Genomic DNA, 26932 nt, shown 5'->3' with positions numbered 1-26932 from the left:
TCCGCCGACGACACCGTCGACGTCGAACCAGACCTGCCCGCCTACTCGTTGGAGATCAGTTAACCGTGGCCGCCCAGTCCAACCGCGTCGAAGCCGTCGTCAATCTCGCCAAGCGTCGAGGTCTGGTGTTCCCGAGCGGAGAGATCTACGGCGGCACGAGGTCTGCGTGGGACTACGGTCCGCTCGGTGTCGAGGTCAAGGAGAACATCAAGCGTCAGTGGTGGCGATCGATGGTCACCAGCCGCGACGACATCGTCGGACTCGACTCGTCGGTCATCCTGCCGCGTCGCGTGTGGGAGGCCTCCGGGCACGTCGAGGTGTTCACCGATCCGCTCGTCGAGTCGCTGCACACGCACAAGCGTTACCGTGCGGATCACTTGATCGAGGCGTACGAGATCAAGCACGGTCATCCGCCGGCCAACGGTCTCGCCGACATCAACGACCCGGAGACGGGGCAGCCGGGCAAGTGGACCGAGCCGAGGGCGTTCAGCGGTCTGCTGAAGACCTTCCTCGGACCTGTCGACGACGAAGAGGGTCTGCACTACCTCCGGCCGGAGACCGCGCAGGGCATCTTCGTGAACTTCAAGAACGTGATGACCACCGCCCGCAAGAAGCCGCCGTTCGGCATCGCCCAGATCGGCAAGAGCTTCCGCAACGAGATCACGCCGGGCAATTTCATCTTCCGTACTCGTGAGTTCGAGCAGATGGAGATGGAGTTCTTCGTCAAGCCCGGCGAGGACGAGGAATGGCACCAGTACTGGATCGATCAGCGGTTCGACTGGTACGTCGACCTGGGCATCGATCCGGAGAACCTGCGCCTCTACGAGCATGCGCAGGAGAAGCTGTCGCACTACTCGAAGCGCACCGTCGACGTGGAGTACAAGTTCGGTTTCTCCGGCAACCCGTGGGGTGAACTCGAGGGTGTCGCGAACCGGACCGACTTCGATCTGTCGACCCACAGCAAGCACTCCGGCGAGGATCTCTCGTTCTTCGACCAGGCCTCCGGCGAGCGCTACACGCCGTACGTCATCGAACCAGCAGCGGGACTGACGCGGTCCCTGATGGCCTTCCTCTGCGACGCCTACACCGAGGAAGAAGTGCCGAATGCCAAGGGCGGCACCGACACCCGCACGGTCCTGCGCCTTGACCGCCGCCTCGCGCCGGTCAAGGCCGCGGTGCTCCCGTTGTCGCGCAACGAGAAGCTCTCGCCCAAGGCGAAGGATCTCGCGGCGGAACTGCGCAAGCACTGGAACGTGGACTTCGACGACGCTCAGGGCATCGGCAAGCGCTACCGCCGACAGGACGAGATCGGCACACCGTTCTGCGTGACCGTCGACTTCGACACCCTCGACGACCAGGCGGTCACCGTCCGTGAGCGCGACACGATGAGCCAGGAGCGGGTGGCCCTCGACAAGGTCGTCGAGTATCTGGGTGGCAAGCTCCTGGGTGCCTGACCCCTTCGCGGCTCGCTGCGCTCGCACCTCAGGGAGCGAGTGGCTTCGCCCAGGTCCCTGAGGAGCCCGCGACGGAGGAGCGAGTGGCTTCGCCCAGGTCCCTGAGGAGCCCGCGACGGAGGAGCGTGCGTCACGAAGGGTGCGGACCTGCGGATATCTGTCATAGTTGAGTGTGGAGTTGCCGCGCGCCCGGGCATGGGGTCCGGGAGGGAGCGGTGAGGAGAGTGAGTGCAGCAGTGTCCGTCAGCGGCAAGGTCGTCCATTACGACGCGAATCGGGGATTCGGGTTCCTCGCACCGGAAGCGGGCGGGGCCGATGTGTTCCTGCACATCAACGACATCGACATCGACGAGAACGCGCTCAAGCCGGGTGCCAAGGTCGAGTTCGACATCGAGGAGACCGACCGGGGGACCAAGGCGGTCAACGTCGCGGTCACCGAGGCCGCGCCGGCCGACGAGTCCGGTGGTGGGTTCCGCGGGCACCGGCGTGACAATCATGACCACGGTCGCTCGCACGATCGGGACCGTGATCGCGATCGGCCCCGGCGCCCGCGCGGCGGCGGGTCGCTCGACGCGGCGTCGTTCACCGAAGAGCTCACCGAGCTGCTCCTCGATTCCGCCGACGACCTGACGGCAGCCCAGATCATCGCGATCCGGCAGCGTGTCACCGACTTCGCGGTCGGCCGGGGATGGGTGCTTGACTAGCACCACAGGTGCTCCCGCCATCCCGCCGACGGCCGACTATCGCGACGAGGCCGTCGAGCGGATCGTGCCGGAGGCGCCCAAGGTGGCGAGCCTGCCCGGTACCCGTACCGACCATCGCAGCGATTTCGCCCGCGATCGCGCGCGCGTCCTGCATTCGGCGGCGCTGCGTCGTCTGGCCGACAAGACCCAGGTCGTCGGTCCACGCGAGGGTGACACCCCGCGTACCCGATTGACCCATTCGCTCGAGGTGGGTCAGATCGGTCGCGGAATCGCGATCGGACTCGGTTGCGAACCCGATCTGGTGGAACTCGCGGGTCTGGCCCACGACATCGGCCATCCGCCCTATGGGCACAACGGTGAGCGGGCCCTCGACGAGGTCGCCACCGACATCGGCGGGTTCGAGGGCAACGCCCAGAACCTGCGCATCCTGACCCGGCTCGAGCCCAAGCTCCTCGATGCGGCAGGTCGCAGTGCAGGTCTGAACCTCACGCGTGCGTCGCTGGACGCCACCCTGAAGTACCCGTGGACGCGCTCGGGTCCGGGCACCAAGTTCGGCGCCTACGACGACGACGCCGGGGCACTCGCGTGGATTCGTCGGGATGCGCCGGGCACACAGCGGTGCCTCGAGGCCCAGGTCATGGACTGGTCCGACGACGTCGCCTATTCGGTGCATGACCTGGAGGACGGCGTGATCGCCGACCGCATCGATCTGCGCACCCTGGGTGATCCCGCCGATCAGCGTGCCCTGGCGGATATCGGCGTCCGAGAGTTCGACGGACTCGAGGCGGGCGCACTGATCGATGCCGCCCAACGGCTTTCGCAGATGGACATCGTCAACGCGGCCGGCGGATACGACGGCAGCCTGGACAGCGCGGTCGCGCTCAAGCGCCTGACGAGCGAGCTGATCGGCCGGTTCGCGTCGGCCGCGATCACCGGGACGCGCGCCGTCGTCGGCGATCGCCCGGTGGCCCGCTACGACGCGGAGCTGACCGTGTCCCCCCTCGTGGCGGCCGAGGTCGCGATCCTCAAGACCCTGGCGCTGCGGTTCATCTTCTCCAACGAGCGGCACAAGGCGACCCAGCACCGTCAGCGCGAGCGGATCCATCGCGTCGCGGTCTGGCTGACTGCTGCGGCGCCAGGTGGACTCGACCCCATCTTCGTGCCGCTGTGGCAGGAAGCGGCCGACGACGACGCGCGCCTACGGGTGATCGTCGACCAGATCGCCTCGATGACCGAGGGACGACTCGAACGCACCGATCGGCAGAACTCGGGAGCTCAGGCGCACCTGGGGTGAGCCGCGGACGTGCTGTGCCGGCACACACCCGGTGATCACTACACTGGTCCGCGTGCCAGGCCGAATCCCCGATCGCGACATCACGGCAATCCGTGAGCAGACTCGGATCGAGGAGATCGTCGGCGACTACGTCGCGTTGCGTCGGGCGGGCGCCGACAGTCTCAAGGGGCTGTGCCCCTTCCACGACGAGAAGTCGCCGTCGTTCCACGTCCGCCCGAATCACGGTCACTTCCACTGCTTCGGCTGCGGTGAGGGCGGCGACGTCTACAGCTTCCTGCAGAAGCAGGAACACATCAGCTTCGTCGAGGCCGTGCAGCAGCTCGCCGACCGGATCGGCTACCAGATCCACTACGAGGGCGGCGGCACCGCGATCGTCCGTGATCGCGGCACCCGAGCACGGCTCGTCGCGGCGAATGCGGCCGCACAGAAGTTCTATGCGCAGCAGTTGCAGTCGCCCGAGGCGCAGAAGGCCCGCGACTACCTGACCGAGCGGAACTTCGATTCCACGACAGCGGTCACTTTCGGATGTGGTTATGCCCCGGCCGGCTGGGACACGATGACAAAGGCGCTCCTGTCGCAGGGCTTCGAGTTCAGCGAGCTCGAGGCGGCCGGGCTCTCGCGCGAGGGCCGCAAGGGGCCGATGGATCGTTTCCACCGACGACTGCTGTGGCCGATCCGCAACCTCGGCGGTGACATCATCGGCTTCGGCGCGCGCAAGCTGTTCGACGACGACAACCTCGGCAAGTACATGAACACGCCGGAGACCATGCTGTACAAGAAGTCTCAGGTGCTGTTCGGTCTCGATCACGCGAAGAAGAACATCGCCAAGGGGCATCAGGTGGTGATCGTCGAGGGCTACACGGATGTGATGGCGATGCATCTGGCCGGCGTGACGACCGCCGTCGCGTCCTGCGGCACCGCCTTCGGCGAGGACCACCTCGCGCTACTGCGGCGTCTGATGATGGACGACTCGTACTTCCGGGGCGAGGTCATCTACACGTTCGACGGCGACGAGGCCGGGAAAGCGGCCGCGCTCAAGGCTTTCGAGGGTGAACAGAGCATCGCCGGCCAGACCTTCGTGGCGATCGCCCCCGACGGGATGGATCCCTGTGAACTCCGGCAGGACAGCGGCGACGGAGCGGTCCGTGATCTGATCGCGCGCCGCGTGCCGATGTTCGAGTTCGCGATCAAGGCCTTGCTCTCCGACCACGACCTCGACACCGCCGAGGGCCGCGTGCACGCGTTGCGTGACACGGTGCCGGTGGTGGCCCGGATCAAGGACATCGCGCTGCGCGACGAGTACGCGCGCCAGCTCGCCGGATGGGTGGGCTGGGAGGACGTGGCCCAGGTGCTGGGCCGCGTGCGCGAGGAAGGTGCGCGGCACGCCCGCACGAACGGGTCGTCGGGACCTGCCCGCGGGCGCGGGGAGCGCGTCACGTCGATGCGCCGGCAACGTCCGGAGGCGGCATCCGCGCCGCCGACCGCGCGTCCCCTTCCGGCGGATCCGCGGTTGTGGCCGCAGCGTGAAGCGCTCAAGGCCGCGCTGCAGTATCCGGCGATCGCCGGGACGGTGTTCGATTCGCTACCGGTGGAGTGCTTCACCGAGTCGGCCTACGCCGCCATCCGGACCGCGATGTCGGCACTCGGTGGCACGTCCACGGGCATGGGCGGTGCGGAATGGGTCGATGCCGTGCACAACGCTGTCGACGATCCGGTTCTCGGGCCGCTGGTGACCGAGCTCGCCGTCGAGTCGATGCCGGTGGCGGAGAACAACATCTCGCGCTACATCTCGAGCGTGCTGGCACGTCTGCAGGAGGTCTGGGTAGGTGCCCAGATCGCGGACATCAAGTCCCGGCTGCGTCGCATGGCTCCCGGCGAGGACCCGGACGGTTACAACGCGGTCTTCGGCGATCTCGTCGCTCTCGAGGCCTATCGTCGCAGTCTGCTCGAGCAGGCGGTCGATCCGGATGTCGACGCCGGCTGACGACGACCGTCCGGCAACCCTCGTGTGACGCCTGCGCGGATCTGTCGAGCCGGCGCCGAGCACGTCACGTGGTCATGACAGCTGTGAACGCGACCCGATCGGTCGGTGGAGGGCACGTCAGCCGGTGCGTGAGATGGCTGTGGACAGCCAGTCGCCCAGCCAGTCGAGCGCGCTGCGGCCCTGGTCGTCGACGATGAGCGAGCCGTATCGGACGTGACTCTCGGACTTGTAGAACTGGGCGGCGCGGAGGCCGTCGGTGACGATCGTCCGCGGGTCGGTGATGGCGTATCTCGCCATGATCGAGGTGGCGCTCGTCGCGAGTCCCGCCACGTCGGGGGCCACGATGTCGATGCCGTTCCCGGTCCGCGCCGTCGCGGTCACGAGACCTGTGCTCATCGAGGCGAGTTCGCGTCCGATCTCGGTGAGCTCGGCGGGTGTGGTGGTCGTCGTGGGCAAGGTCTTCGCCCCAGCGTGCACCGCGACCGATCCGGCGGCGGTCCAGGTGAGTTCCTGGATCTTCCCCACGAGATCGGCGGCGCGCTCGATGTCGACGTGTGCGAGTGCAGCGGCCAGCAGCGACAGCGTTCTCATCAGCCCGGTCGTGTCCGGGATGAGGGCGAGGGTCGCGGAGACCTCGGTGAAGTCGACGGAAGCCGCAAGCGTGACCAGCGGGCGCAGGTCGGCATTCACGGTGGAGGACACCGTGTGTGCGCGAGCGAGATCCCCGGCAGCCAGCAGCGTGGGCAGAGAGGCGAACCCGTCGATGATGCGAGGGAACGGGATGGACGTGAGGATCGACACCGCGTTCGCGGCCTCCCGCACCGCCCCGATCGCTTGTTCCGGCGTCTTGCTCAACGCAGTGCCCAGCTTGCCGAGGAACGGATTGCGGTCCTTGTCGATCGAGCAGTACAGATCGTCGGTGGCACAGATGGACGAGACCTTGCCGAGGAGAGTGCCCATGCCCAGGGGGCGTGGATCGGCGATCCCGACACCGTCGGCCGCGGGACCGATGACCGTCTCACCCGACGTCCCGGCACGCGGATCGGCGAGCAGGGCGACACCGACCACCCTGTCGGCGGCGATCGGGCCGAGCTGATTGCCGATGGCGGCTGCGAGGTCGCCGGCCGCATCGGCACCCTGGCTGTAGCCGGAGATCGTGAACTTCGCATCGGGGAAGCGCTCCGCGTAATCCCGGAGGACCCGGGCCGCGTTGTCGAGGGCGGTTGCCTTGCTCGCCCCGTAGCTCTCGCCGTTGTCGAAGGCGCGCGCGACATACGGGAGGAAGTAGATGGTCGCCGCCGAACCGTGATCCCGTCGGATGCGGTCGGCGATGGGCTTCAGGGCACCGAGGGCGCGGAAGGGATTCGCCGACGAGTCGGTCTCCCACGTCCCGGGGATGAACAGGTTGAAGCTACGGCCGACGCTCGCGTCGGTCGGGTCCGCGCCGGCGGTCGCCGGGGTGGCGGCAGCGGCGGCTGCCGCACCCGCGACGACGACACACGCGACAAGGCGTCGCATCGTGGCGGTCTGTGAATGCCTGGGGGAGGGGAGGTTTCGGACCGACAACCGTGATTCTGTCATCGTTGCTTCCGCGAGCAGGGGAGGGGGCGAGTGGAGAACGAGGCCGAGAGGGTTTGCGGGTGTGACGGACGAGATGATTATGGCGAAGAATACCCCCGGGCTGTTCGGCGACACGGTGAATTCATCTCTTCGGTGCACATTGGCTGCCGATTGGCATGGATGCAATTGCGTTGCAACGTTTTTCCAGCGTTCCGGGAGGTGACTGGAGAGGCTGATGTGACCAGTGTGGCGGTTGGGATGTCGGAATTGCAACCGACGTTGAGTGAACACCGTTGCGGCGCTGCCCTTTTGGGCGGTCATGCCCGTCGGTGCTCTGTCGGCGTTGCGAAGGGTGCTCGCGCGTAGGACGTTTGGTGGATCGTCGATCGGGTCGCACCGGGGCTCGTCGTGATCGTGCCCTCGGGGTCGTGGTGGGGCGGGTGGGGCTCGAACCCACGACCAGCGGATTATGAGTCCGCGGCTCTAACCGACTGAGCTACCGCCCCCGGTGAGCGCGCCCGCGCGGCGCGCCCGCCGGTGGACATTATGGCAAGCCGCCGGGGGAGTCCGTCGACGAGGTCGCCCTCTGCGCGCGGTCCGCGTCCGTGGCGGCATCGTGCACCGCCGTCACACTAGACTGCAGGCATCACTCCGACGACAGGATGAGGAGCTCATGGCCGGGGCCGACGGGGCGAAGGTGGACATCGAGCTCCCCGAGAGCCTGGTGGATGTCGCCGGTCGCCGTGTGCGTGACGCCATTCTCTCCGGTGCGTTGCAGCCCGGACAGAAGATCGTCGAGGAGACGCTGTGCGCCGACCTCGGTATCAGTCGTGCGCCCTTGCGTGAAGCCCTGCGGCTCCTCGCCCAGCAGGGCCTCGTCGAGCATCAACCGCGGCGCGGGACCCGCGTGTCGGAGTGGTCGCCGCAAGACATCGTCCAGCTTTTCGGGCTGCGTCAGGTCCTCGAGAGGTTCGCGGTGGAGTCGGCATTGCCGCTGCAGAATCCCGACAGTCAGCTGGCGCCGGTCCGGGCTGCGGTCGACGAGATGCGGCGTGCGACCGACGACCTGGCCAAGGACGACGCACACCGTCGGTTCCACGCGGCGGTGGTGGGGTTGGCGGGCAATCGCCAGCTCGACATCGCCCTCGAGCCGATTCTGCTCAAGCTGCAACTGCCGATGGCGGTGAATCTGCGGTCGGAGACGATCGAGCACCACGGCCCGGGCGATGGGGTGAAACGCCATCTGGCGATTCTCGAGGCCCTCGAGACCAACGATCCCGAGGCGGCGATCGCCGCGCTCCGCGACCACGGACATCTGCACTACCTCGACCTCGTAGTCGCCCCCGACGACTCGAGCGGCCAGCTGCCGAGCAGCTAACACAACCGACACACAGTCGATCCGCAGGCGCCATAATTCTGTCGACAATCGACGGTATGACCTCTTTCTCCCGGCCCGCTCCCGGGCCCACTCTCGGTCCGTCGGTGGCCGAGATCCTCGAGAGCCATGTGAGCGGCAGCGGCTCACCCACGCGGACGGCCCGGATGGTCGCCGATGCCATCGATGCCCGTGGCGACGACGGCACCTGGTTGTCCACGGTGCCGCGCGACGAACTCCTCGCCGCGGCGTCGGCCATCGAGAATCGTCCCGGAGCCCGTGGCCTGCCGCTCTACGGCGTGCCGTTCGGGGTGAAGGACAGCATCGACGTCGCGGGCGTGCCGACGACCCTGTCCTGCCCGGGCTACGCGTATGTCGCCGAACGCACGGCACCCGCGGTCCAGCGGCTCCTCGATGCGGGCGCCCTCTACGTCGGCAAGACCAATCTCGATCAGTTCGCAACAGGTCTGAACGGCACCCGGACGCCGTACACGATCCCGCGCAGCGTCTACGGCGGCGAGATGATCTCGGGCGGTTCGAGTTCGGGCTCCGCCCTGGCCGTGGCGCTCGGTCAGGTTCCGTTCGCCGTCGCCACCGACACCGCGGGATCGGGACGGGTGCCCGCGGCGCTGAACGGCATCGTCGGCTACAAACCGTCGCGCGGACTGATCAGCACCGTCGGACTCGTCCCGGCATGCAAATCCCTCGACTGCATCACCATGATGGCCGGATGCGTCGACGACGTGGACCGCGTGATGGCGGTGATGGCCGGTCGCGACGACGACGATCCGTGGTCGAGGACGGCCGGGTCCGAGTTCCCGGGAGGGCCGATCCGCGTCGGTCTGCCACCGGTTGGCGAGCTCGACTTCTTCGGTGACGACGCGATGCGGGCTGCACATCTGGCGTTCCGGAAACGACTCGGACATCGCGGCTTTCCGGTGGAGGTCGAGATCACCGAAGTGTCCCTGGCGCCGTTCCTCGCAGCCGGCGAACTGCTCTACGCCGGCCCGTGGGTCGCCGAGCGGCTCGTCGTGTTCGGTGAGTTCCTGTCGGAGCATTCCGACCAGATCCATCCGGTCGTGCGCGACATCCTGCGCAGCGGTGAGAAGTACAGCGCGGTGGACGCATTCACCGCTCTGCAGACGTTGCAGGAGTTGCGCGCGGAGGTGGGGCGACTGTGGGCAGGGATCGACGCCCTCGTCGTGCCGACGATCGGCCGTACCTTCACCGTCGGCGAGGTGCTCGACCGCCCGATCGAGACGAACACGATGCTCGGTCATTACACGCATTTCGGCAATCTCCTGGACCTTCTGGGCGTCGCCGTACCTCAGGGCGAGACCACCGATGGACGCCCGCACAGCGCGATGGTCCTCGGTAACGCCCTCGCCGACGACACGGTGTTGCACCTCGCAGCGGCACTGCTGGACGAACCGCGGATCACTCCCGCGCTGTCACCGAACATCCACACCGAAGGAGCTGCCGCATGGACGCCATCGTGACCATCCCCGCCCGACCGGGACCCATCGACCTGGACCTCGCCCACACGGCGCTCGTCATCATCGACATGCAGCGGGACTTCCTGCTGCCCGGTGGATTCGGTGAGACTCTCGGCAACGACGTCGGCCAGTTGCAGCGTGTCGTCGAGCCGTTGACGGGACTGTTGGCGGCGGCGCGCGAGGCCGGCATGCTCGTCGTCCACACCCGGGAGGGCCACCTGCCGGATCTGTCGGACTGCCCACCGGCCAAGCTGAACCGGGGTGCGCCGTCCAAGCGGATCGGCGATCCGGGTGCGTTCGGGCGCATCCTGATCCGTGGGGAGTACGGCCACGACATCATCGACGAACTCGCCCCTACCGCCGACGAGGTGGTGATCGACAAGCCCGGAAAGGGCGCGTTCCACGCCACGGACCTCGGTGCCGTGCTCGCGACTCGCGGGATCACCCAACTGCTGATCACCGGAGTCACCACCGAGGTGTGCGTGCACACGACCACACGCGAGGCCAACGACCGCGGTTACGAATGTGTCGTCGTGTCCGACTGTGTCGGTTCGTATTTCCCCGAGTTCCACCGTGTCGGTCTGGAGATGGTCGTCGCTCAGGGCGGGATCTTCGGCTGGACCGCCCCCAGCGACGCCCTCATCGCCGTGCTCACCGAACAAGCGGCAACGTCGCCGTCCGCCCCCATCTCCTGACACTCCGAGAAGTGTTGTCGTCGAAAGGAAACCGACGCCGATGAGTACCTCCACCGAAGCCGCGCCGCCCGCCGATCCGCCGTCGCCGCCGACTCCCACCTCCGTCTCGTGGTGGACCCGAGGTGACACCAACGCCTTTTTCGGGTTGGGCTTCAACATCCTCGTCAACGTCCTCACGTTGACCGGGTTGATGATCGCCGTGGTCAAGATCCCGGCGGGCGATGTTCTCGGCACCGTGCTCCCCGCACTCGGGGTCGCACTCATCCTGGGCAACCTCTACTACACGTACCTGGCGCGTCGGCTCGCCAAGCGTGAGGGCCGCGACGACGTCACCGCGCTGCCCTACGGTCCCAGCGTTCCGCACATGTTCATCGTCGTCTTCGTGGTCATGCTGCCGGTCTATCTCGCGACCGGCGACGCGATGCAGGCGTGGGAGTCGGGCCTCGCGTGGGCGTTCATGATCGGCGTGATCGTCATGATCGGTGCTTTCGTCGGCCCGTACGTCCGCAAGATCACGCCGCGGGCGGCGATGCTCGGCACACTCGCGGGCATCTCGATCACATTCATCTCGATGCGGCCGGCGGCCCAGATGTGGGAGGTCGCCTGGATCGGCCTGCCGGTGCTCGCGATCATCCTGATCGGGTTCTTCACCGACGTCCGACTGCCGGGCAACATCCCGGTGGGTCTCGCCGCACTGCTGGTCGGTACCGCGATCGGATGGATCGGCGGCTACATGTCGGTACCGGACCTGACACAGGCGGTCTCGGACATCGCCGTCGGCATCCCGGATCAGCGGTTCGACATGCTCTTCTCCGGGCTCGGTGACCTGGCCCCGCTGCTCGGCACCGCGATCCCGCTCGGGGTCTACAACTTCACCGAGGCCATGAGCAACGTGGAGAGCGCCGCGGCCGCCGGTGACAACTACAACCTGCGCAGTGTGCTGCTCGCCGACGGTGCGGGTGCCTGCATCGGCGCGGCCTTCGGTTCGCCCTTCCCGCCGGCGGTCTACATCGGCCACCCCGGATGGAAGGACGCGGGCGGGCGCACGTCCTACTCATTGGCAAGCGGAATCGCCATCGGTGTGCTGTGTTTCGTCGGACTGTTCGGTGTCCTCGAGGCGCTGCTACCGGTGCCCGCGATCGTGCCCATCCTGCTCTACATCGGTCTGTTGATCGGGGCCCAGGCGTTCCAGGCGGTCCCACGTCTGCACGCCATCGCCGTCGTCGCGGCGATCCTCCCGAACCTCGCGCAATGGGGCTCCGGGATGATCGACAATGCGTTGTCGGCCGCGGGGACCACGGCGGCCGAGGTCGGCAACGATGCGCTCGGCAACGCCGGCGTGGTGTACGACGGCCTGCAGACGCTCGGTGAAGGGGCGGTGCTCGTCGGCCTTGTGCTCGGTGCCATCGTCACCTTCATCCTCGACAAGAAGTTCCACTTCGCGGCGATCGCCTGCGGGGTGGGGGCCGCGCTCTCGTTCATCGGTCTGATCCATGCGCCGGAAGTCGCCTGGGCCGCCAATCCGGAGGTGGCACTGGGGTACCTGTTCTTCGGCGTGGTGTGCATCGCCTACTGGTTCCTACCCGGCGCGCGGACCCCGGTGACCGTCGACGAGGCCGACGTCGTCGCAGGCCACTGACCGCAACGCGAGGCCGCGGAGGCACCGGAGAACAGACCGTGCAGGCGTTTTGTTCTCCGGTGCATCCATGCGCTAAAGTCAGCACTCGGTTCGAGAGCATTCCCCCATAGCTCAATTGGCAGAGCATTCGACTGTTAATCGAACGGTTACTGGTTCGAGTCCAGTTGGGGGAGCAACCACAACGCCCGTCACCTGCAGCAACAGGTGACGGGCGTTGTTCGTCTGCCATGACGTCGGGAACTGTCGGTGGAGATGTTTCCGGAGATGTCACAGATTCCTCCTACGGTGGGGTCATGGCACTCTCCACGAACGACCGCGAAGCATTCCTGGCCCAGCCCCACATCGCCGCATTGTCGGTGGAGGCCGGGCCCGACAGGGCGCCACTCGTCGTGCCCATCTGGTATCAGTACGAACCCGGTGGTGATCCGTGGTTCCTCACCGGGACCGCATCACGCAAGCTCGACCTGATCCGGGCGGCCGGACGGTGCACGCTGATGGTCGAGACGATCGAACCGTCGATCCGCTACGTCGCGGTCTCGGGAGAGATCCTCGACTACTCAGACGGCACCCGGGATCAGCTGACCGAGATGGCCGCGCGTTATCTGCCTGCCGACAAGGTCGACGGGTACGTCGAGTTCGCGTCTGTCGATCACGGCGATCAGACGAAGGTGGTGCTCGCACCGCGGCAATGGATCTCGTCGGATCTCGGCACTGTGTGAGGTAGCCGGCGGCGGATCGCCCGACATATACATCAGCGCCGCCCAGGGCGAGACTGGTCGTCGGGGGTGACCAGCCCCGCCCTCGGCGGCGCCGTGGTATCCGAGCGTACCCGACGCGGACCGAACTCTCCGCAGGGGGCCGAGCACTGCTCGTCGTACTCGCTCAGGCGGTCTCGTCCGACCCGGTCGAGTCGTCCCAGATACCGGTCGCCTCCAGGTGGCGCGTCAGCCGGGTGGCGCCGTCCGTGAACTGTCGGCGAGTCTGTTCGACGACCTGGTCGCGATCACCGGCGCGGTAGGCCTCGATCAGCTTCGCATGCGAGTCGACGGCCACCTCGCCCCACTCGGGGTCGGTCGCGTAGAGCTTTGCGGGCGTGTATCGCGTGGCGCTCAACAGGAACCAGGCGAGCTTCCCTCCGGCCGCGACCAGATTGTGCGACCGGTGGAACTCGAACTCCGCGGTGGCCACCTGCTCTCCATCACCGGAGGCCAGCGCGGCGCGTAGCTGCTGGTTGTGCCATTCGAGGTCGGCGACCTGCTCGGCGGTGATCGCCGAGGCGGTGCGCAGCGCGAGCTTGACCGCGATCTCACCCTGCAGCCAGAACAGATCCTCGACGTCGGTCCGATTCAGTTCGGCGACGATGTACCCGCGATGGGGCGCGAGATTGACCATGCCCTCACCGCGCAGGGTCAGCAACGCCTCGCGGACCGGTGTGACGCTGACCCCGAGGCGTTCTGCCGTCTCGTCCATCCGCACATACTCACCGGGGCGGATCGCGGCGGTCATGATCTGCTCACGCAGGTGGGCCGCGACCTCTTCGGACAGCTGCGGTCGGCGCCGGAGTCGCTGCCCCGACGCCGGGCGCACCGCGCGCTCAGAGCCCGAAGGTCTTGCCGATGATGTCGCGCTGGATCTCATTTGTGCCACCGTAGACGGTCGAGATGATCGCGCCACGCATCAAACGCTCGGCGTCGAACTCGGTTGCATATCCGTAACCGCCCATCATCTGCATCGCGTCGATCGTCATCCGCTTCGACGTCTCGGTGGCCTTGAGCTTGGCCATCGACGCTTCGCGCGGCAACAGTCGGGTCGGGTCGTCGTCGGCTTGCTGGGCCACCGAGTAGACGAGGAGCTTGGTGCACTCGATCTCGGTCGCGAGGTCGGCCATTCGGTGCCGCAGCGCCTGGAAGCTGCCGATCGGCCGGCCGAACTGCTTGCGTTCGGTGATGAACGACAGCGTGTCGGCGAAGGACCGCTCGGCCACGCCGAGTTGCATCGCGGCGAGGATCAGGCGCTCGGTGTTGAGTCCGGACATCAACTGATCCCAGCCGTTGCCGACCTCGCCGACCACGGCCGAATCCGGGATCTCGCAGTTCGTGAAATACAGGTCGTTGACCTCACGGCCGCCGAGGGTGTCGATTCCCTTGATCTCGAGCCCTGGTGTGTCGGCCGGGATGTGGAACTGGGTGAGTCCCTCGTGCTTCTTGCCGGTCTTCTCCGTACGTGCGATCAGGAGGATGGAGCGGGCGAAATGCGCGTTGGAACACCAGGTCTTCTGACCGTTGATCACCCAGCCGCCGTCGACTTTCTCGGCCCGGCAGCTGAGATTCGCGACATCAGAACCGGCTTCCGGTTCCGACATCGAGATCGACAGGGAGTCGCCCGCGGCCACTCCCCTGAGCACCTCCTTCTTGAGTTGCTCGTCGGCGAACTTCTGATAGGCGGCCGCGGTGATCAAGGTCGGTCCGATCCCTCCGATCGGCGCCATCCCGCGCATGGCCTCTTCCAGCAGGATGCACATCTCGACGTTGCCGGCGGCGGCGCCGCCGTACTCTTCGGGGACCAGGATCCCGGTCCAGCCGAGTTCGGCCATCTTGGCGTACAAGACCTGTGAGTGCAGGTCGGCGCCACCGTCGGTGAGGGCGTCGCGCTGTTCCCGCGTCCCGGACTCGCGCTTGCAGAAGTCGGCGATCGCCGCCGCGAACGCGGCCTGTTCGTCGGTGAGGTTCGGCATCGGAGCTCTCCCGTCCGGCGCGCGCCGCGGCGGCCTTCGCCGCGTCGTCGCCTGTCGTCACGCTAACACATCACATATATGTGATATGAACACTCCGTGAGCTGGACCACACGGCCCGATCGCTACATTGGTCGCATGCCGAAGTCCCAGCGACCGTCCGCGGTCGAGGCGAATGATGTCGCCGAGGTCGTGCAGGCGGACGCGACCCCACTCGACGGCGAGGAGTTCCTCGCCGCGAATCGTGCCAGCCGTGAACGCCTGCGCGCCGAGGCGGCGGAGAAAGCGGAACGCAAGTCCGACAAGCAGAGTGCGCGCGATCGCGTGCCGGGCAAAGTGCCGTCGGCCACTACCGGCACAAAGGCACGGAACGCGATCATCGTGCTGGGGGCGCTCGTGGTGATCCTTGCGGCGTCGACCGCGTACTTCGCGTACGGGATGGTCCAGGCCGACCGTCGGGCGGAGGCGTCCGGTCCGTCAGCCGCGGACCGCAGTCAGGTCATGGATCTCGCGCGGACCTACGCGTCGAGTCTGGCGACGTACGATCCTGCCGACTACGGCGATCTCGATCGGAGGATTCGGGAGGTCTCCACCCCCGATTTCGCGAAGACCTACATCACATCCTCGCAGGATGCGCGCCGTGGTAACGCGGACGCGCGTGGCACGTCGCGCGCGGAGTCCAAGGATGCCGGTCTGCAAACGATGACGGACACAAAAGCCGTCGTGCTGGTGACCCTCGATCAGACAGTGACCTCACCCGAGGTGAATTCGCAGGTGCCCGACGGTATCCCGTATCAATCGCGGGTGAAGGTCACGCTGGAGAAGCGTGATGGTCGCTGGCTATTGTCCGACTTCGACACCGTCTGACCGGTACCGGGAACCGAGCAGGACGCGTAGGGCCAGCGCCGAGATCTGCTCGGGGGCCGGGCGACGCCGGGGCCGGGTGAGGTCGATCGTGACGTTGAGCGCCGCCTGGACGAGGAACCGTGCCTGTACCGATGTCAGATCGGCACGCGCTCGGGTGAGCCACGCAGCCCATTCCTCGACGTTGATGCGCTGCTGGCTGCGCAGTTCGGTGCGTTGCGCGGGCGCGAGGTTGCCGATCTCCTTCACATAGACCGACAGCATGTCGTTGTTCGTGCAGGACAGGCCGACATACCGATTGACCAGTGCGACCAGGGCCTCCTCGGGCGTGCTCGACGACGACAGCGCATCGGCGATCATCGCCGTCACCCGATCGGAGGTGCGCCAGAAGGCGGCGAGCAGGATCGCGGACTTGCTCTCGAAGTGCCGGTACACGCCCGAGGCGGGAAGGTCGGCGGCGCGGGCGATGTCGTCGATGGTGACCTCACGAAACCCGTGCGCCGCGAACAGTTTCGTCGACTCGGCCAGCAGCACCTCGCGTCTGGAGGTGGGGGACAGGCCGGTGGTCGGCGAGTCCTCGACTCGGGGATGTCCCGCCGGGACCGGGGTGTCGATCAGCGACATGGCTGCGGCCGAGATCAAAGCGTCGATCTGCCGGTGTCCGAGCGCGGCGCGGTGGGTCGCCGGGCTGGCCACCGTGCTCGTCATCGCCGCGGTGATGAGGTCGGCCGAGTCGTGATCGAGGGCCGGTCGGGCCGCCCGCACGACTTGTCGGATGCGTCGATGCTGGCCGACGACGATGTCGCGCACATGGCGTGCATCGTCGCCCTGCAGGTAGTCGGCCTCCCAGTGGTACAGCCCGCCGGTGCGGCGGTTCTCGATCGCCGCACCGGTGAGCGCCGAGAGAAGTCCCCGCAGCTCGAGTTCGGGGTCGTCCGGTTCGGCGGGCACCTCGCCGACGGCGGTGGCGAGCTCGTCGGCGAGCATCCGCGCGGTCTGGGCGAACAGCGCGTACTTGTTCGGGAAGTGGCGGTACAGCGCCGGTGCCGACATCCCCGCCGCCTCGGCGATGTCGTCGAGGCGAACCGCGTGATAGCCGTTGTCGCTGAACGCCTTGGCGGCCGCGCGCAGGATGATGTCACGCCGATCTGGGGGCCGGCGTCGTCGAGCGCGGGCCGGGGACGCTGGCGTGGTCGCCGGTTGGGCAGGCATGAGCACCGAGCCTAGCCGGAGTCGTTGTTCACCACGACGATTTGCCACTTCCACGATGAACATGCAGGAAAATCGCCACTTCCGCTCCGATAAGTTAATGAGTATTCTCGTGATCTGGGTCGCACTGTGGTAGTAGTGTGGTCGACACCCGGCCTGGTTCGGGTCGGGACGAACAGTGGTGAGGGGCGAGTTGGCAGTGAGCGACAACGTGGCCGGTGGCGACGAGATCCGGGTCAGTGTCGATGACCGAGGGGTGGCACGGATCGAGATCCACCGGCCGCACCGGATGAATGCGTTGAACGGCGCCGCGACCGGCGTCATCATCGGCGCACTCGAGGAGTGGTCGGCCCGAGATGACGTCCGTGTCGTGGTGATCGACGGCGCCGGTGGCAGTTTCAGCACCGGCGCCGACGTCATCGACATCGCCGCCACGGCGGGGGAGAACGCGGGTGGCGGGCTCGACCCGACGCAGGCGCGCGGGGTGATCTCCGGTGGTTCGGATCTGGCCCGGGCCGTGCGGGGCGTCGCCGTACCTGTGATCGCGGTCGTGGACGGACCGGCCGTCGGGATCGGCGCATCACTGGCGTTCGCGTCCGACCTCGTCTACGCGACCGAGCGGTCGTACTTCCTGCTCGCGTTCATCAACATCGGGCTGATGCCGGACGGTGGCGCGTCGATGTCGGTGGCTGCCGCGGTGGGACGCGCGCGGGCGAACGCGATGGCGCTGCTCGGTGAGAAGTTGCCTGCCACAGAGGCTTACGATGCCGGTCTGATCACGAAGATCGTGGCCGACCGGGAGGCGTTGGACGCCACTGTCGATGCGACGGTGGCCAAGCTGGTCGCGACGTCGGCGAGCGCGCTGCGGCTGACCAAGGAAGCCCTCGACGCCCACACGATGGGTGACTTCGATGCCGCCCTCGACCGCGAACTCGAAGGACAGACGACGCTGCTGCAATCCGCGGAGTTCCAGGCGGCGATGGCTGCCTTCGCCGGCGCCAAACCCTGACCCGCTCACCGATACCCGATTTCATCAATCGATTCATGACCGTGTGGCCCGCCGAACGCGCCGGCGCACAGTCGCAGAACTCTCACCCCACAGAGGAGATCAGACATGACCGCCACCGTCGACTCGACCAGCGACCTCACCACGGAGCCGCTTCGGTCCCGCCGTAATCACTGGAACAACCAGGTCCGCCGACACGCGTTCACCACACCGGACAAGCCGGCGCTGAAGTTCCTCGGGAACGTCACCACGTGGTCGCAGCTCGAAGAGCGCTCGCGGGGTTTCGCGGCCGCCCTGAGTCGTCGCGGCGTGCAGTTCGGCGACCGTATCCTGCTCGTCCTGCTCAATCGCAGCGAGTATGTCGAGGCGGTACTGGGTGCCAACCTCATCGGCGCCATCCCGGTGCCGGTGAACGTGCGCATGAGCCCGGCGGAGATCGCGTTCCTGGTGTCCGACAGCGGCGCGAAGATCATCGTCACCGAGGCGCTGCTGGCACCGCTGGCCGACGCGGTCAGCGCCTCCACCGGCGCGATCGACGCGACCATCGTGGTGGGCGACACCGACAACCCGGCGCATCTGAAGTTCGAGGACCTCGTGTCCGAGGACTCCTCGGATCTGCCCGAGATCGACGTGCCCGAAGAGACCGTGGCATTGATCATGTACACCTCCGGAACCACCGGAAAGCCCAAGGGCGCCATGCTGACCCACACGAACATGCAGGCGCAGGCGGTCACCTGCCTGCAGGCGCTGCAGACGCGGCCCGACGACATCGGTTCATGCGTCGCGCCCATGTTCCACATCGCCGGCCTGGGGGCCATGGCACCGCTGTTCTACATGGGTGCACTCTCGGTGATCCATCCGCTCGGAGCGTTCGACCCGAACGACATGCTCGACACCTTGGAGCAGGAGGGCACCACGTCGATCTTCCTCGTGCCGGCCCAGTGGCAGGCCGTGTGTGCCGCGCAGCAGACGAAGCCGCGGAACCTGCAACTCAGGGTGATCAGCTGGGGCGCCGCCCCGGCGTCGGACACCGTGCTGCGAGCCATGGGCGAGACCTTCCCGGATGCCCTGAACGTCGCGGTGTTCGGACAGACCGAGATGTCGCCGATCACCTGCGTGCTCGAGGGCACCGACGCGTTGCGCAAGATCGGCTCCATCGGCAAGGTGGTCCCGGCGGTGACCGCGCGCGTGGTCGATCCGGAGATGAACGACGTGATCGCCGGGCAGGTCGGCGAGATCGTCTATCGCGGCCCGAACATGATGAAGGGCTACTGGCAGAACCCACAGGGCACCGCGGACGCGTTCCACGGCGGCTGGTTCCACTCGGGCGATCTCGTGCGGCAGGACGAGGAGGGCTTCCTCTACGTCGTCGACCGCGCCAAGGACATGATCATCTCGGGTGGCGAGAACATCTACTGCGCCGAGGTCGAGAACGCACTCTTCGGTCACGTCAAGATCTCCGAGGCGGCCATCATCGGTCGCGCACACGAGAAGTGGGGTGAGGTCCCGGTGGCGGTCGTGGTCCTCGCTGAGGGTGTCGACGATCTGACTCTCGACGAACTCGAGCCGTACCTGAACGACAACCTCGCGCGGTTCAAACACCCGAAGGATCTCGTCATCGTCGACGAACTGCCGCGCAATGCCGGTGGCAAGGTCGTCAAACCGTCGCTCCGATCGACCTACGGCAGCAAGGATGCGGGTCTGAAGGACTAGTCACGGATCGGCCCGTGGCGCCGGGCCGGCCGGCGGAAGCGAGCCGCACCCCACTCATCGGTGAGGTGCGGCTCGTCGGCGTCCGGGTCGTCGTCGGTGGATCTGGGGGCCCAGAATTCACAACTAGAACACGTTCCATTTCTGCCTCGGAGTGACTAGGGTCTCTTCTAGGTTGTCTTGCGTCTGTCGGGGGGTCGATCCGTCGGGTGACGCGCGTCTATCGAGTGGAGGATGTGAAGTGAAGACCAAGGGTGCGCTGCTGCGGGAGAACAACAAGCCGTGGGAGATCGAGGAGATCGAGATCGGCGATCCGCAACGCAGCGAGATCAAGATCAGGATGGAAGCGGCCGGGATGTGCCACTCCGACCATCACCTGATGACCGGCGGGATCCCCATGGCCGGTTTCCCGATCCTCGGTGGGCACGAGGGCGCGGGCGTCGTCGAGCAGGTCGGGGAGGGCGTCACCGATTTCGAGGTCGGCGACCACGTCGTCCTCTCGTTCATCCCGTCGTGTGGCAAATGTCCGTCGTGTAAGGCCGGGCTCGCCAACCTGTGTGACTTCGGTGCGATGCTCCTTCAAGGAGAGGCGGTGTCCGACAACACCTTCCGCATTCACACCGCCTCGGGCGAGCCGGTCTACCCGATGACCCTGCTCGGTACCTTCTCGCCGTACATGGTCGTTCACGAGGCGTCGGCGGTGAAGATCGACAAGGACATCCCGTTCGAGGTCGCGGCGCTGTGCGGCTGCGGTATCCCGACCGGATACGGATCGTCCACGCGCAGCGGCGATGTGCGTCCTGGCGAGGACGTGGCCATCGTCGGCGTGGGCGGAGTCGGCACGGCTGCGCTGCAGGGTGCGGTCATCTCGGGGGCGCGAAACGTCATCGCGATCGACCCGGTGGAGTGGAAGCGCGAGCAGGCCATGAAGTTCGGTGCCACGCACGCGTTCGCCTCGGTGGAGGAGGCCGCGATGAACATCGCCGAACTGACCCAGGGGCACATGTGCCACAAGGTGATCGTCACGGTCGGCGAGGTCCATGGCAAAGACGTCGACACCTGGATGGGCATCACTGCGAAGGCCGGGACATGTGTGCTCACCGGCATGGGCAACATGATGGAGAACGAGGTCACCCTGAACCTCGCGATGCTGACCCTGCTGCAGAAGAATCTGCAGGGCACCATCTTCGGTGGCGCCAACCCGAAGCTCGACATCCCGCAGCTGCTCTCGATGTACCGGATGGGCAAGCTCAACATCGAGGACATGATCACCCGTCAGTACCGCCTGGATCAGATCAACGAGGGCTACCAGGACATGCTCGACGGCAAGAACATCCGCGGTGTCATCCGCTACACCGACGAGGATCGCTGACCCCGGCTCCCTCGGGCTCCTGCCCGGGTGCGCGTCGGTAGGGTTGCGATGTGTCAGCACTCGATGCCCTAGCGCAGTGGCCTGCCGACAACGTGGCGGCCGCGATCATCACCCCGTCCGGTGTCGTCGACGATTTCGGCGACACCGGACGCGTCTTCGAACTGGCCTCGGTCACCAAACTCCTGGTGGCCGAGGCCGTTCTCGTCGCGGTGGAGGAGGGGGCGACCGAACTCGACGATGCGGCGGGTCCGCCGGGGGCAACGGTCGCTCACCTGCTCGCACATGCGTCGGGGCTCGCCTTCGACGGCCGCGACGTCGCCGCCCCGCCGGCCACACAGCGCATCTACTCCAGCGCCGGGTTCGAGGTGTTGGCCGAGACGATCGAGGCGGTCACGGAGATCCCGTTCGCCGACTACCTGCGCCAGGCCGTCGCAGAGCCCCTGCAGATGGCGTCGTCGGAGCTGGCGGGCCCGGCCGGCCACGGCGCCCGCTCCACGGTTGCTGACCTGTCGCTGTTCGCGGGTGAACTGCTGTCGCCGACGCTCGTCTCGACGGCGACCCTCGAGACCGCGACGTCGGTGCACTTCCCGGGCCTCGACGGTTTCGTCCCCGGTTACGGCAAGCACCGCCCCAACGACTGGGGCCTCGGATTCGAGATCCGATCGGACAAACACCCCCACTGGACCGGCACCCGGAACTCTCCCCGCACCTACGGCCATTTCGGGCAGAGCGGCACATTCTGCTGGGTGGACCCCGAGCTGCAGGCCGCGTGTGTGGTGCTCACCGATCGGCCGTTCGGAGCATGGGCGAAGCCCTTGTGGAGCGAGTTCAACGACTCCGTCGTCGCCCAGATCTCGGGGAGAATCCAATCCTGAGAAAGCACTCGAGAAACTGGCGCAACACGGGCCACATGAGGCACAATTAATCACACGAGTGTGATATCCGGTTCGAGAGGTGTGTTGGGGAAGACGTTCCTCGTCGAAACCGGAGGTGAACAAGGTGCGCAATCTGAATCAGTTTGCGGACATGACAACAGGAGTGGTGTACATCCACTCGGCGCCGGTGGCGCTCTGCCCGCATGTGGAGTGGGCTCTGTCGTCGACCCTGAATGCGCGGGCCAACCTGAAGTGGTCCGCGCAGGAGGCCGACCCCGGTCTACAACGGGCCACCGTTGACTGGGCCGGCCCAGTCGGCACTGGCGCGCGCCTGGTGACGGCGTTGCGCGAATGGTCGGCCCTGCGTTTCGAGGTGACCGAGAACGCCAGCGACGGTGTCGATGGCGAGCGATTCAGCTATGTGCCCGGTCTCGGGCTCTGGCGTGGGTCGACCAGTGCCAACGGCGACGTCATCATCGGTGAGATGCAACTGCGCTCGCTGATCGAATCCCAGCCCGACAGCGTCGGACTCGCCGGCGAGCTCGAGGCGGCCATCGGCACCGCGTGGGACGAGGCCCTCGAGCCCTACCGCATGGGTGGCGCGGGCGCCGAGGTCACCTGGCTGCAGCAACGCGTGGGATAGACCCCCACCTACGAGATTCGGCCCCGGTAGCGAGCTGCCGGGGCCGAATTGTGGTGTGCAGGAGTCCGATGTGCGGCGGGTTCAGTGTGCGGCGGGTTCGCGAGGCTCGCCCGCCGCCGATCGAACCGCCGACGTCAGAGTGGGATGTTCTTGTGGCGACCACGTCGGGCCGGTGCCGCGGCCAGGGCCTCGGCGATGCGGCTGCGGGTGGTGGCCGGGTCGATGACGTCGTCGACGACACCGATCGACTGCGCCCGCCCGACACCGCCGGCGATGGCCTCGTGCTCGGCGGCCAGGCGGTCGTGCAGTGCCTCGCGCTCGTCGTCCGGCGCTGCGGCCAGGGCCTTCTTGTGCAGGATGCCGACTGCGGCCTTGGCGCCCATGACGGCGACCTCCGAGCCCGGCCACGCGAAGACCGCGGTCGCGCCGAGGGCGCGCGAGTTCATCGCGATGTAGGCGCCGCCGTAGATCTTTCGGGTCACCAGGGTCACCCGGGGGACGGTGCACTCGGCAAAGGCGTGCAGCAGTTTCGCTCCGCGGCGGACCACGCCGTTCCACTCCTGGCCCACACCGGGCAGGTAACCGGGAACGTCGGTCAGGACGATCAGCGGGACACCGAAGGCGTCGCACAGGCGGACGAACCGGGAGGCCTTCTCGGCACTCTCGGAATTGAGGCAGCCACCCATGCGGAGGGGGTTGTTGGCGATGACGCCGACACTGCGACCCGACAGGCGGCCGAAACCGATGACGATGTTGGGAGCCCATTTCGCTTGCAGCTCTTCGAAACTGGAGATCTCGGTCTCGCCGTCGGCGGCCAGCTGGTTGTCGAGCAGCTGTTCGACGACCGGGTGCACGTCGTAGGCGCGTCGATTCGACTCCGGGAGAAGGGCCTTGAGATCGGTGTCGCCGGCCTCGGCCTGCTCGCGGTTGAAATGCCCCTGCTGGCTGAACGTCGACACCAGACGCCGTGCGCGCCAATACGCGTCGGGCTCGGAGTCGGCGGTGATGTGGCTGACGCCGGACTTCTTGCCGTGGGTGAGGGGACCGCCGAGCGACTCCATGTCGACGGACTCCCCGGTGACACTCTTGACGACATCGGGCCCGGTGACGAACACGCGTCCCGCGGGCGCCATGATCACGACATCGGTGAGAGCGGGACCATATGCGGCGCCGCCGGCGGCGAAGCCGACGACCACCGAGATCTGCGGTACGTAGCCGGATGCCCGCACCATCGCCTCGAACACCCCGCCGACCGCGTGGAGGGCCTCGACCCCTTCGGCCAGTCGGGCGCCACCGGAGTGCCAGATGCCGACGACGGGCGCCTGTTCGGTGATCGCGGTGTCGATCGCGTTGACGATGTGAGCACACCCGACGACACCCATGGCACCGCCCATCACGGTGCCATCGGTGCAATAGGAGACGGTCCGGACGCCGTTGACCTGTCCGATGGCGGCCTGCACGCCGGACTTGTCGCGTGCGTGCAGGAGCGACATCGAGCCTTCGTCGAAGAAGTTGGTCAGACGCAGCAGCGGGTCACGGGGATCCGCAGCTTCCTCATGGCCGGTGATGGGAGCCAATGTGGTCATCGGTGTCTCCTGGGTGTCGGGTGTTGATCAGTAGCGACCGAAGGCGAGCGCAACGTTGTGCCCACCGAATCCGAACGAGTTGTTCAACGCGTAATCGATCTGCCCGTAGCGGGCTTCACCGTGCACGACGTCGACATCACATTCGGGATCCTGGTTCTCCAGGTTGAGCGTCGGAGGGATGACACCTTCCTCCACGCTCTTGATGGTGATCACGGACTCCAGCGCCCCGACTGCGCCGATGGAGTGTCCGAGAGCCGACTTGGGGGCATAGACCGCGGCATGCTGCCCGATCGCCGCCGTGATACCCGCAGCCTCCGCCGTGTCGCCGATCGGAGTCGACGTCGCGTGCGCGTTGATGTGGGTGATGTCGGCTTTGGTGAGACCCGCGGTCTGGATCGCCCGGGTCATCGCGCGAGCGTTGCCCTGACCACTCGGATCCGGCGCCACCAGATGGAATCCATCAGAGGTGATGCCCGCGCCGAGCACTCGTGCGTGGATGTGCGCGCCACGTGCCCGTGCGTGCTCCTCGCGCTCGAGGATCAGCATCGCAGCGCCCTCACCGAACACGAAGCCGTCGCGATCCTTGTCGAACGGACGCGAGGCACCCGCCGGATCGTCGTTGCGCGTGCTCATCGCCCGCATCATCGAGAACGCCGCGATCGGAATCGCGTCGATGTGGCCCTCGACGCCACCGGTGACGACCATGTCGGCGTCACCCATGACGATGTGACGCCACGCGTGCGCGATCGCCTCCGCACCCGACGAACACGCCGAGACCGGGGTGATGACGCCTGCACGGGCGCCCACGTTGAGGCCGGTGACTGCGGCCGGCCCGTTGGGCATGGCCATCGACACGGCGAGCGGGGAGACCTTGCGGTAGTTGCCCGATGATTCGATCGCCTTGACGGCGTCGACCATCGCGTCGCCGCCACCCTGACCGGTGCCCAGCACGACGGCCAGTCGGTCGGGATCGACCTCGGGCTCGCCGGCGTGGGCCCACAGGCGCTTGCTCAGGACGTGCGCGATGCGCTCGACGTACGCCATGCGGCGTGCCTCGACGCGCGTGACCTCCTCGGCCGGGTCCTTGACCAGCCGTCCGCCGATGCGGCACGGAAGGTCGCCGAACTTGGTGACGAAGTCGTCGGTCAGTACACGGATGCCCGACTCACCCGCAAGCAGCTTCTTCCAGGTGGTGTCCAGATCTTCGCCCAGCGAGGTGGTGGCCACCATCGAGGTGACCACCACACTCGGGAAGTTCCCACCCAGCGTGGAGTATTCGCGGAGGGAGGGGGAGCTCACGAGTTCTGGTCTGCCTCGACCTGGGCCTTGATGGCGGCAGCAGCTTCGGGGTTCTCGGCCTCGAGCTTCTGGATGTAGGCGACGGCGTCGCCGACGGTGCGCAGTCCGGCGAGATCCTCATCCGGGATCTTCACGCCGTACTTGTCCTCGGTCTGCACGGCGATCTCCACCATCGACAGCGAGTCGATGTCGAGGTCGTCGACGAACGACTTCTCCATCGTCACCTCGGACGGCTCGATGCCGGTCACTTCTTCGATGATCTCGGCGATGCCGGCGATGAGTTGTTCCTGGGTGGCAGCCACTGTGTGGTTCCCTTCTTGTTTTCGCTCGATGTGTGCAATCCGGAGCACCCTCGAACCACACGGGTCTCTGGGTGCTTGGACAACCGGTTGGCCGGTTTTCCGGGGGTCACGGCGTCCCGCCGCGACCTCTATCCAAGTTCGGTGATGTTGTCGAGGTCGTCGGGCGACTTGAGCGCCAGCGTCGGCGTGCCCTTCAACTCTCGCTTCGAGATGCCGACGAGCGTGCCTGCAGGCGGAAGCTCGACGACGGCAGTGGTGGCCTGTTCGCGCATGTAACCCGAGCACAGGTCCCAACGGACCGGTTTCGTCACCTGTCCCACTAGTTTTGTCAGTGCATCGGCGCCATTCGTTACAGGCAGACCGTCGGAATTCGAGAGCAGGGTGCGGGTGGGGTCGGCGGGAGTGATCTGCGCGGCCGCCGCGGCCACAGCATCCTGGGCCGGGGCCATGAATCGGGTGTGGAAGGCGCCGGCGACGGCGAGCTTGCGCACGCGGGCCTTCTCCGGCGGGTCGGCGATCAGGGCCTCGATGGCCTCGACCTTGCCCGCGGCGACGATCTGTCCGGCCGCGTTGCGGTTGGCCGGGATCAGATCGAGCTCCTCGAGGCGGGCCAGGACGGTGGCCTCGTCCCCGCCGAGCACGGCCGCCATGATGGTGGGCTCGAGCGCACATGCCTTGGCCATCTCCGCACCGCGGATCGCGGCCAGCGTGACGGCCTCGTCGGCGCTGATGACCCCGGTGATGGCCGCGGCCGCGAGTTCGCCGACCGAGTGTCCGGCGACGATCGCGTTCTCGGGCAGCGGGGCGCGCTTGCTCAGCTCGTCGAAGGCGAGCAGGGCGGACGCCACGACCAGCGGCTGGGTGACCGCCGTGTCGGTGATCTCGTCCGCGGTCGCGGTGGTCCCGAGCCGCTCGAGATCGAGGCCGACCAGTTTCGACCACGTCGAAAGCTGGTCACGGGCACCGGCGAGTTCCACCCACGTGGAGAGCATGCCGGGCGTCTGTGAGCCCTGTCCGGGCGCGAGGATCGAAAGCACGTGACCAGAGAACACCGTCGGCGGTGGTTTTGTGGGTGTTGTGACCGATGAACCTTGTGGTGCGCATTTGTAGGGTTCCCACAAACTTCATCGAAGG

The 26932-nt window shown here is 67.0% G+C and carries 23 protein-coding genes and 2 tRNA genes; 16 read left to right on the top strand and 9 right to left on the bottom strand.

Annotation, left to right across the window (positions count from 1 at the left end; translation table 11 throughout):
• Window positions 1-65: 65 nt before the first annotated feature.
• The 4 genes from EEB19_RS03405 (at window position 66) to dnaG (ending at window position 5436) form a co-directional block, all read left to right on the top strand.
• Window positions 66-1454 (top strand): glycine--tRNA ligase, encoded by a 1389-nt coding sequence (locus EEB19_RS03405; RefSeq protein ID WP_187583219.1) that lies wholly within the window; start codon window positions 66-68, stop codon window positions 1452-1454.
• 236 nt (window positions 1455-1690) lie between these two features.
• Window positions 1691-2158, top strand: a complete 468-nt coding sequence (locus EEB19_RS03400; RefSeq protein WP_187583570.1) for a cold-shock protein — start codon at window positions 1691-1693, stop codon at window positions 2156-2158.
• Window positions 2151-3452, top strand: a complete 1302-nt coding sequence (locus tag EEB19_RS03395) for a deoxyguanosinetriphosphate triphosphohydrolase (RefSeq protein ID WP_187583217.1) — start codon at window positions 2151-2153, stop codon at window positions 3450-3452. Before EEB19_RS03400 ends, EEB19_RS03395 begins: the two co-directional genes overlap by 8 nt.
• Window positions 3453-3504: 52 nt before the next feature.
• Window positions 3505-5436: a DNA primase gene (gene dnaG, locus EEB19_RS03390; protein WP_187583215.1), complete on the top strand. Its 1932-nt coding sequence runs from the start codon at window positions 3505-3507 to the stop codon at window positions 5434-5436.
• Window positions 5437-5553: 117 nt separating this feature from the next.
• On the opposite strand, the gene EEB19_RS03385 is transcribed toward dnaG, so the two are convergent.
• Window positions 5554-6954, bottom strand: coding sequence for a cutinase family protein (locus EEB19_RS03385; protein ID WP_187583213.1), 1401 nt, complete (start codon window positions 6952-6954; stop codon window positions 5554-5556).
• Between the two features lie 471 nt (window positions 6955-7425).
• Window positions 7426-7502: transfer RNA gene (locus tag EEB19_RS03380), tRNA-Ile, on the bottom strand.
• A gap of 167 nt (window positions 7503-7669) precedes the next feature.
• On the opposite strand from EEB19_RS03380, the gene EEB19_RS03375 reads away from it, so the two are divergent.
• The 6 genes from EEB19_RS03375 (at window position 7670) to EEB19_RS03350 (ending at window position 12920) form a co-directional block, all read left to right on the top strand.
• Window positions 7670-8374 (top strand): GntR family transcriptional regulator, encoded by a 705-nt coding sequence (locus EEB19_RS03375; protein ID WP_187583211.1) that lies wholly within the window; start codon window positions 7670-7672, stop codon window positions 8372-8374.
• A 56-nt stretch (window positions 8375-8430) separates the two neighbouring features.
• Window positions 8431-9870, top strand: a complete 1440-nt coding sequence (locus EEB19_RS03370; protein WP_187583209.1) for an allophanate hydrolase — start codon at window positions 8431-8433, stop codon at window positions 9868-9870.
• On the top strand, window positions 9855-10562 hold the full coding sequence (locus tag EEB19_RS03365) for a cysteine hydrolase family protein (RefSeq protein ID WP_187583207.1): 708 nt from the start codon (window positions 9855-9857) through the stop codon (window positions 10560-10562). Before EEB19_RS03370 ends, EEB19_RS03365 begins: the two co-directional genes overlap by 16 nt.
• Window positions 10563-10602: 40 nt before the next feature.
• Window positions 10603-12201 (top strand): regulator, encoded by a 1599-nt coding sequence (locus EEB19_RS03360; protein WP_187583205.1) that lies wholly within the window; start codon window positions 10603-10605, stop codon window positions 12199-12201.
• Between the two features lie 100 nt (window positions 12202-12301).
• A tRNA-Asn gene (locus tag EEB19_RS03355) sits at window positions 12302-12374 on the top strand.
• 120 nt (window positions 12375-12494) lie between these two features.
• Window positions 12495-12920, top strand: a complete 426-nt coding sequence (locus EEB19_RS03350; protein WP_187583204.1) for a pyridoxamine 5'-phosphate oxidase family protein — start codon at window positions 12495-12497, stop codon at window positions 12918-12920.
• Window positions 12921-13083: 163 nt separating this feature from the next.
• Here the strand turns inward: EEB19_RS03350 and EEB19_RS03345 are convergent, their stop codons facing one another.
• Complete coding sequence (locus EEB19_RS03345) at window positions 13084-13839, bottom strand: GntR family transcriptional regulator (protein WP_187583202.1); 756 nt, start codon at window positions 13837-13839, stop codon at window positions 13084-13086.
• A complete protein-coding gene (locus EEB19_RS03340; RefSeq protein WP_187583200.1) occupies window positions 13796-14935 on the bottom strand; it encodes an acyl-CoA dehydrogenase family protein in 1140 nt (379 codons plus the stop codon). Before EEB19_RS03340 ends, EEB19_RS03345 begins: the two co-directional genes overlap by 44 nt.
• A gap of 135 nt (window positions 14936-15070) precedes the next feature.
• Here EEB19_RS03340 and EEB19_RS03335 point away from each other — a divergent pair, with 135 nt between their 5' ends.
• Window positions 15071-15799, top strand: coding sequence for a hypothetical protein (locus EEB19_RS03335; protein ID WP_187583198.1), 729 nt, complete (start codon window positions 15071-15073; stop codon window positions 15797-15799).
• Here EEB19_RS03335 and EEB19_RS03330 read toward each other — a convergent pair.
• Window positions 15773-17008, bottom strand: a complete 1236-nt coding sequence (locus EEB19_RS03330; RefSeq protein WP_187583196.1) for a TetR/AcrR family transcriptional regulator — start codon at window positions 17006-17008, stop codon at window positions 15773-15775. The genes EEB19_RS03335 and EEB19_RS03330 overlap by 27 nt on opposite strands.
• 196 nt (window positions 17009-17204) lie before the next feature.
• On the opposite strand from EEB19_RS03330, the gene EEB19_RS03325 reads away from it, so the two are divergent.
• From EEB19_RS03325 to EEB19_RS03305, 5 genes are all read left to right on the top strand, one after another.
• On the top strand, window positions 17205-18014 hold the full coding sequence (locus EEB19_RS03325; RefSeq protein ID WP_262365409.1) for an enoyl-CoA hydratase-related protein: 810 nt from the start codon (window positions 17205-17207) through the stop codon (window positions 18012-18014).
• Between the two features lie 105 nt (window positions 18015-18119).
• The gene (gene fadD5 / locus EEB19_RS03320) at window positions 18120-19724 is read left to right on the top strand and encodes a fatty-acid--CoA ligase FadD5 (RefSeq protein WP_187583194.1); all 1605 of its coding nucleotides are present in this window, start codon (window positions 18120-18122) and stop codon (window positions 19722-19724) included.
• Window positions 19725-19962: 238 nt separating this feature from the next.
• Window positions 19963-21093, top strand: a complete 1131-nt coding sequence (locus tag EEB19_RS03315; RefSeq protein ID WP_187583192.1) for an NDMA-dependent alcohol dehydrogenase — start codon at window positions 19963-19965, stop codon at window positions 21091-21093.
• Window positions 21094-21143: 50 nt separating this feature from the next.
• Entirely contained in the window at window positions 21144-21968 is an 825-nt protein-coding gene (locus tag EEB19_RS03310) for a serine hydrolase (protein WP_187583190.1), read from the top strand.
• Window positions 21969-22092: 124 nt separating this feature from the next.
• On the top strand, window positions 22093-22611 hold the full coding sequence (locus EEB19_RS03305; protein WP_187583188.1) for a DUF3145 domain-containing protein: 519 nt from the start codon (window positions 22093-22095) through the stop codon (window positions 22609-22611).
• A 134-nt stretch (window positions 22612-22745) separates the two neighbouring features.
• Here the strand turns inward: EEB19_RS03305 and EEB19_RS03300 are convergent, their stop codons facing one another.
• The 4 genes from EEB19_RS03300 to EEB19_RS03285 form a co-directional block, all read right to left on the bottom strand.
• Window positions 22746-24197, bottom strand: coding sequence for an acyl-CoA carboxylase subunit beta (locus tag EEB19_RS03300; protein ID WP_187583186.1), 1452 nt, complete (start codon window positions 24195-24197; stop codon window positions 22746-22748).
• A 27-nt stretch (window positions 24198-24224) separates the two neighbouring features.
• Window positions 24225-25496 carry a KasA/KasB family beta-ketoacyl-ACP synthase gene (locus EEB19_RS03295; RefSeq protein ID WP_187583184.1) on the bottom strand — a complete coding sequence of 424 codons (1272 nt, stop codon included), beginning with the start codon at window positions 25494-25496 and terminating at the stop codon, window positions 24225-24227.
• Window positions 25493-25798 (bottom strand): meromycolate extension acyl carrier protein AcpM, encoded by a 306-nt coding sequence (acpM, locus tag EEB19_RS03290; RefSeq protein ID WP_187583182.1) that lies wholly within the window; start codon window positions 25796-25798, stop codon window positions 25493-25495. Before acpM ends, EEB19_RS03295 begins: the two co-directional genes overlap by 4 nt.
• A gap of 128 nt (window positions 25799-25926) precedes the next feature.
• Entirely contained in the window at window positions 25927-26835 is a 909-nt protein-coding gene (locus EEB19_RS03285) for an ACP S-malonyltransferase (RefSeq protein WP_187583181.1), read from the bottom strand.
• Window positions 26836-26932 lie beyond the last annotated feature (97 nt).

Source organism: Gordonia sp. OPL2 (assembly GCF_003797825.1).
GTDB lineage: Bacteria > Actinomycetota > Actinomycetes > Mycobacteriales > Mycobacteriaceae > Gordonia.
Note: the sequence above shows the minus strand (reverse complement) of the source record. Positions and strands in the feature narration are given on the sequence as shown.

Coding starts and splice junctions, on each gene's coding strand:
- EEB19_RS03340 (WP_187583200.1), bottom strand. CDS start 14,935: ATGCCGAACCTCACCGACGAACAGGCCGCGTTCGCGGCGGCGATCGCC.
- fadD5 (WP_187583194.1), top strand. CDS start 18,120: ATGACCGCCACCGTCGACTCGACCAGCGACCTCACCACGGAGCCGCTT.
- EEB19_RS03330 (WP_187583196.1), bottom strand. CDS start 17,008: ATGCCTGCCCAACCGGCGACCACGCCAGCGTCCCCGGCCCGCGCTCGA.
- EEB19_RS03335 (WP_187583198.1), top strand. CDS start 15,071: ATGCCGAAGTCCCAGCGACCGTCCGCGGTCGAGGCGAATGATGTCGCC.
- EEB19_RS03350 (WP_187583204.1), top strand. CDS start 12,495: ATGGCACTCTCCACGAACGACCGCGAAGCATTCCTGGCCCAGCCCCAC.
- EEB19_RS03370 (WP_187583209.1), top strand. CDS start 8,431: ATGACCTCTTTCTCCCGGCCCGCTCCCGGGCCCACTCTCGGTCCGTCG.
- EEB19_RS03345 (WP_187583202.1), bottom strand. CDS start 13,839: ATGAGATCCAGCGCGACATCATCGGCAAGACCTTCGGGCTCTGAGCGC.
- EEB19_RS03375 (WP_187583211.1), top strand. CDS start 7,670: ATGGCCGGGGCCGACGGGGCGAAGGTGGACATCGAGCTCCCCGAGAGC.
- EEB19_RS03385 (WP_187583213.1), bottom strand. CDS start 6,954: ATGCGACGCCTTGTCGCGTGTGTCGTCGTCGCGGGTGCGGCAGCCGCC.
- EEB19_RS03300 (WP_187583186.1), bottom strand. CDS start 24,197: ATGACCACATTGGCTCCCATCACCGGCCATGAGGAAGCTGCGGATCCC.
- EEB19_RS03360 (WP_187583205.1), top strand. CDS start 10,603: ATGAGTACCTCCACCGAAGCCGCGCCGCCCGCCGATCCGCCGTCGCCG.
- EEB19_RS03365 (WP_187583207.1), top strand. CDS start 9,855: ATGGACGCCATCGTGACCATCCCCGCCCGACCGGGACCCATCGACCTG.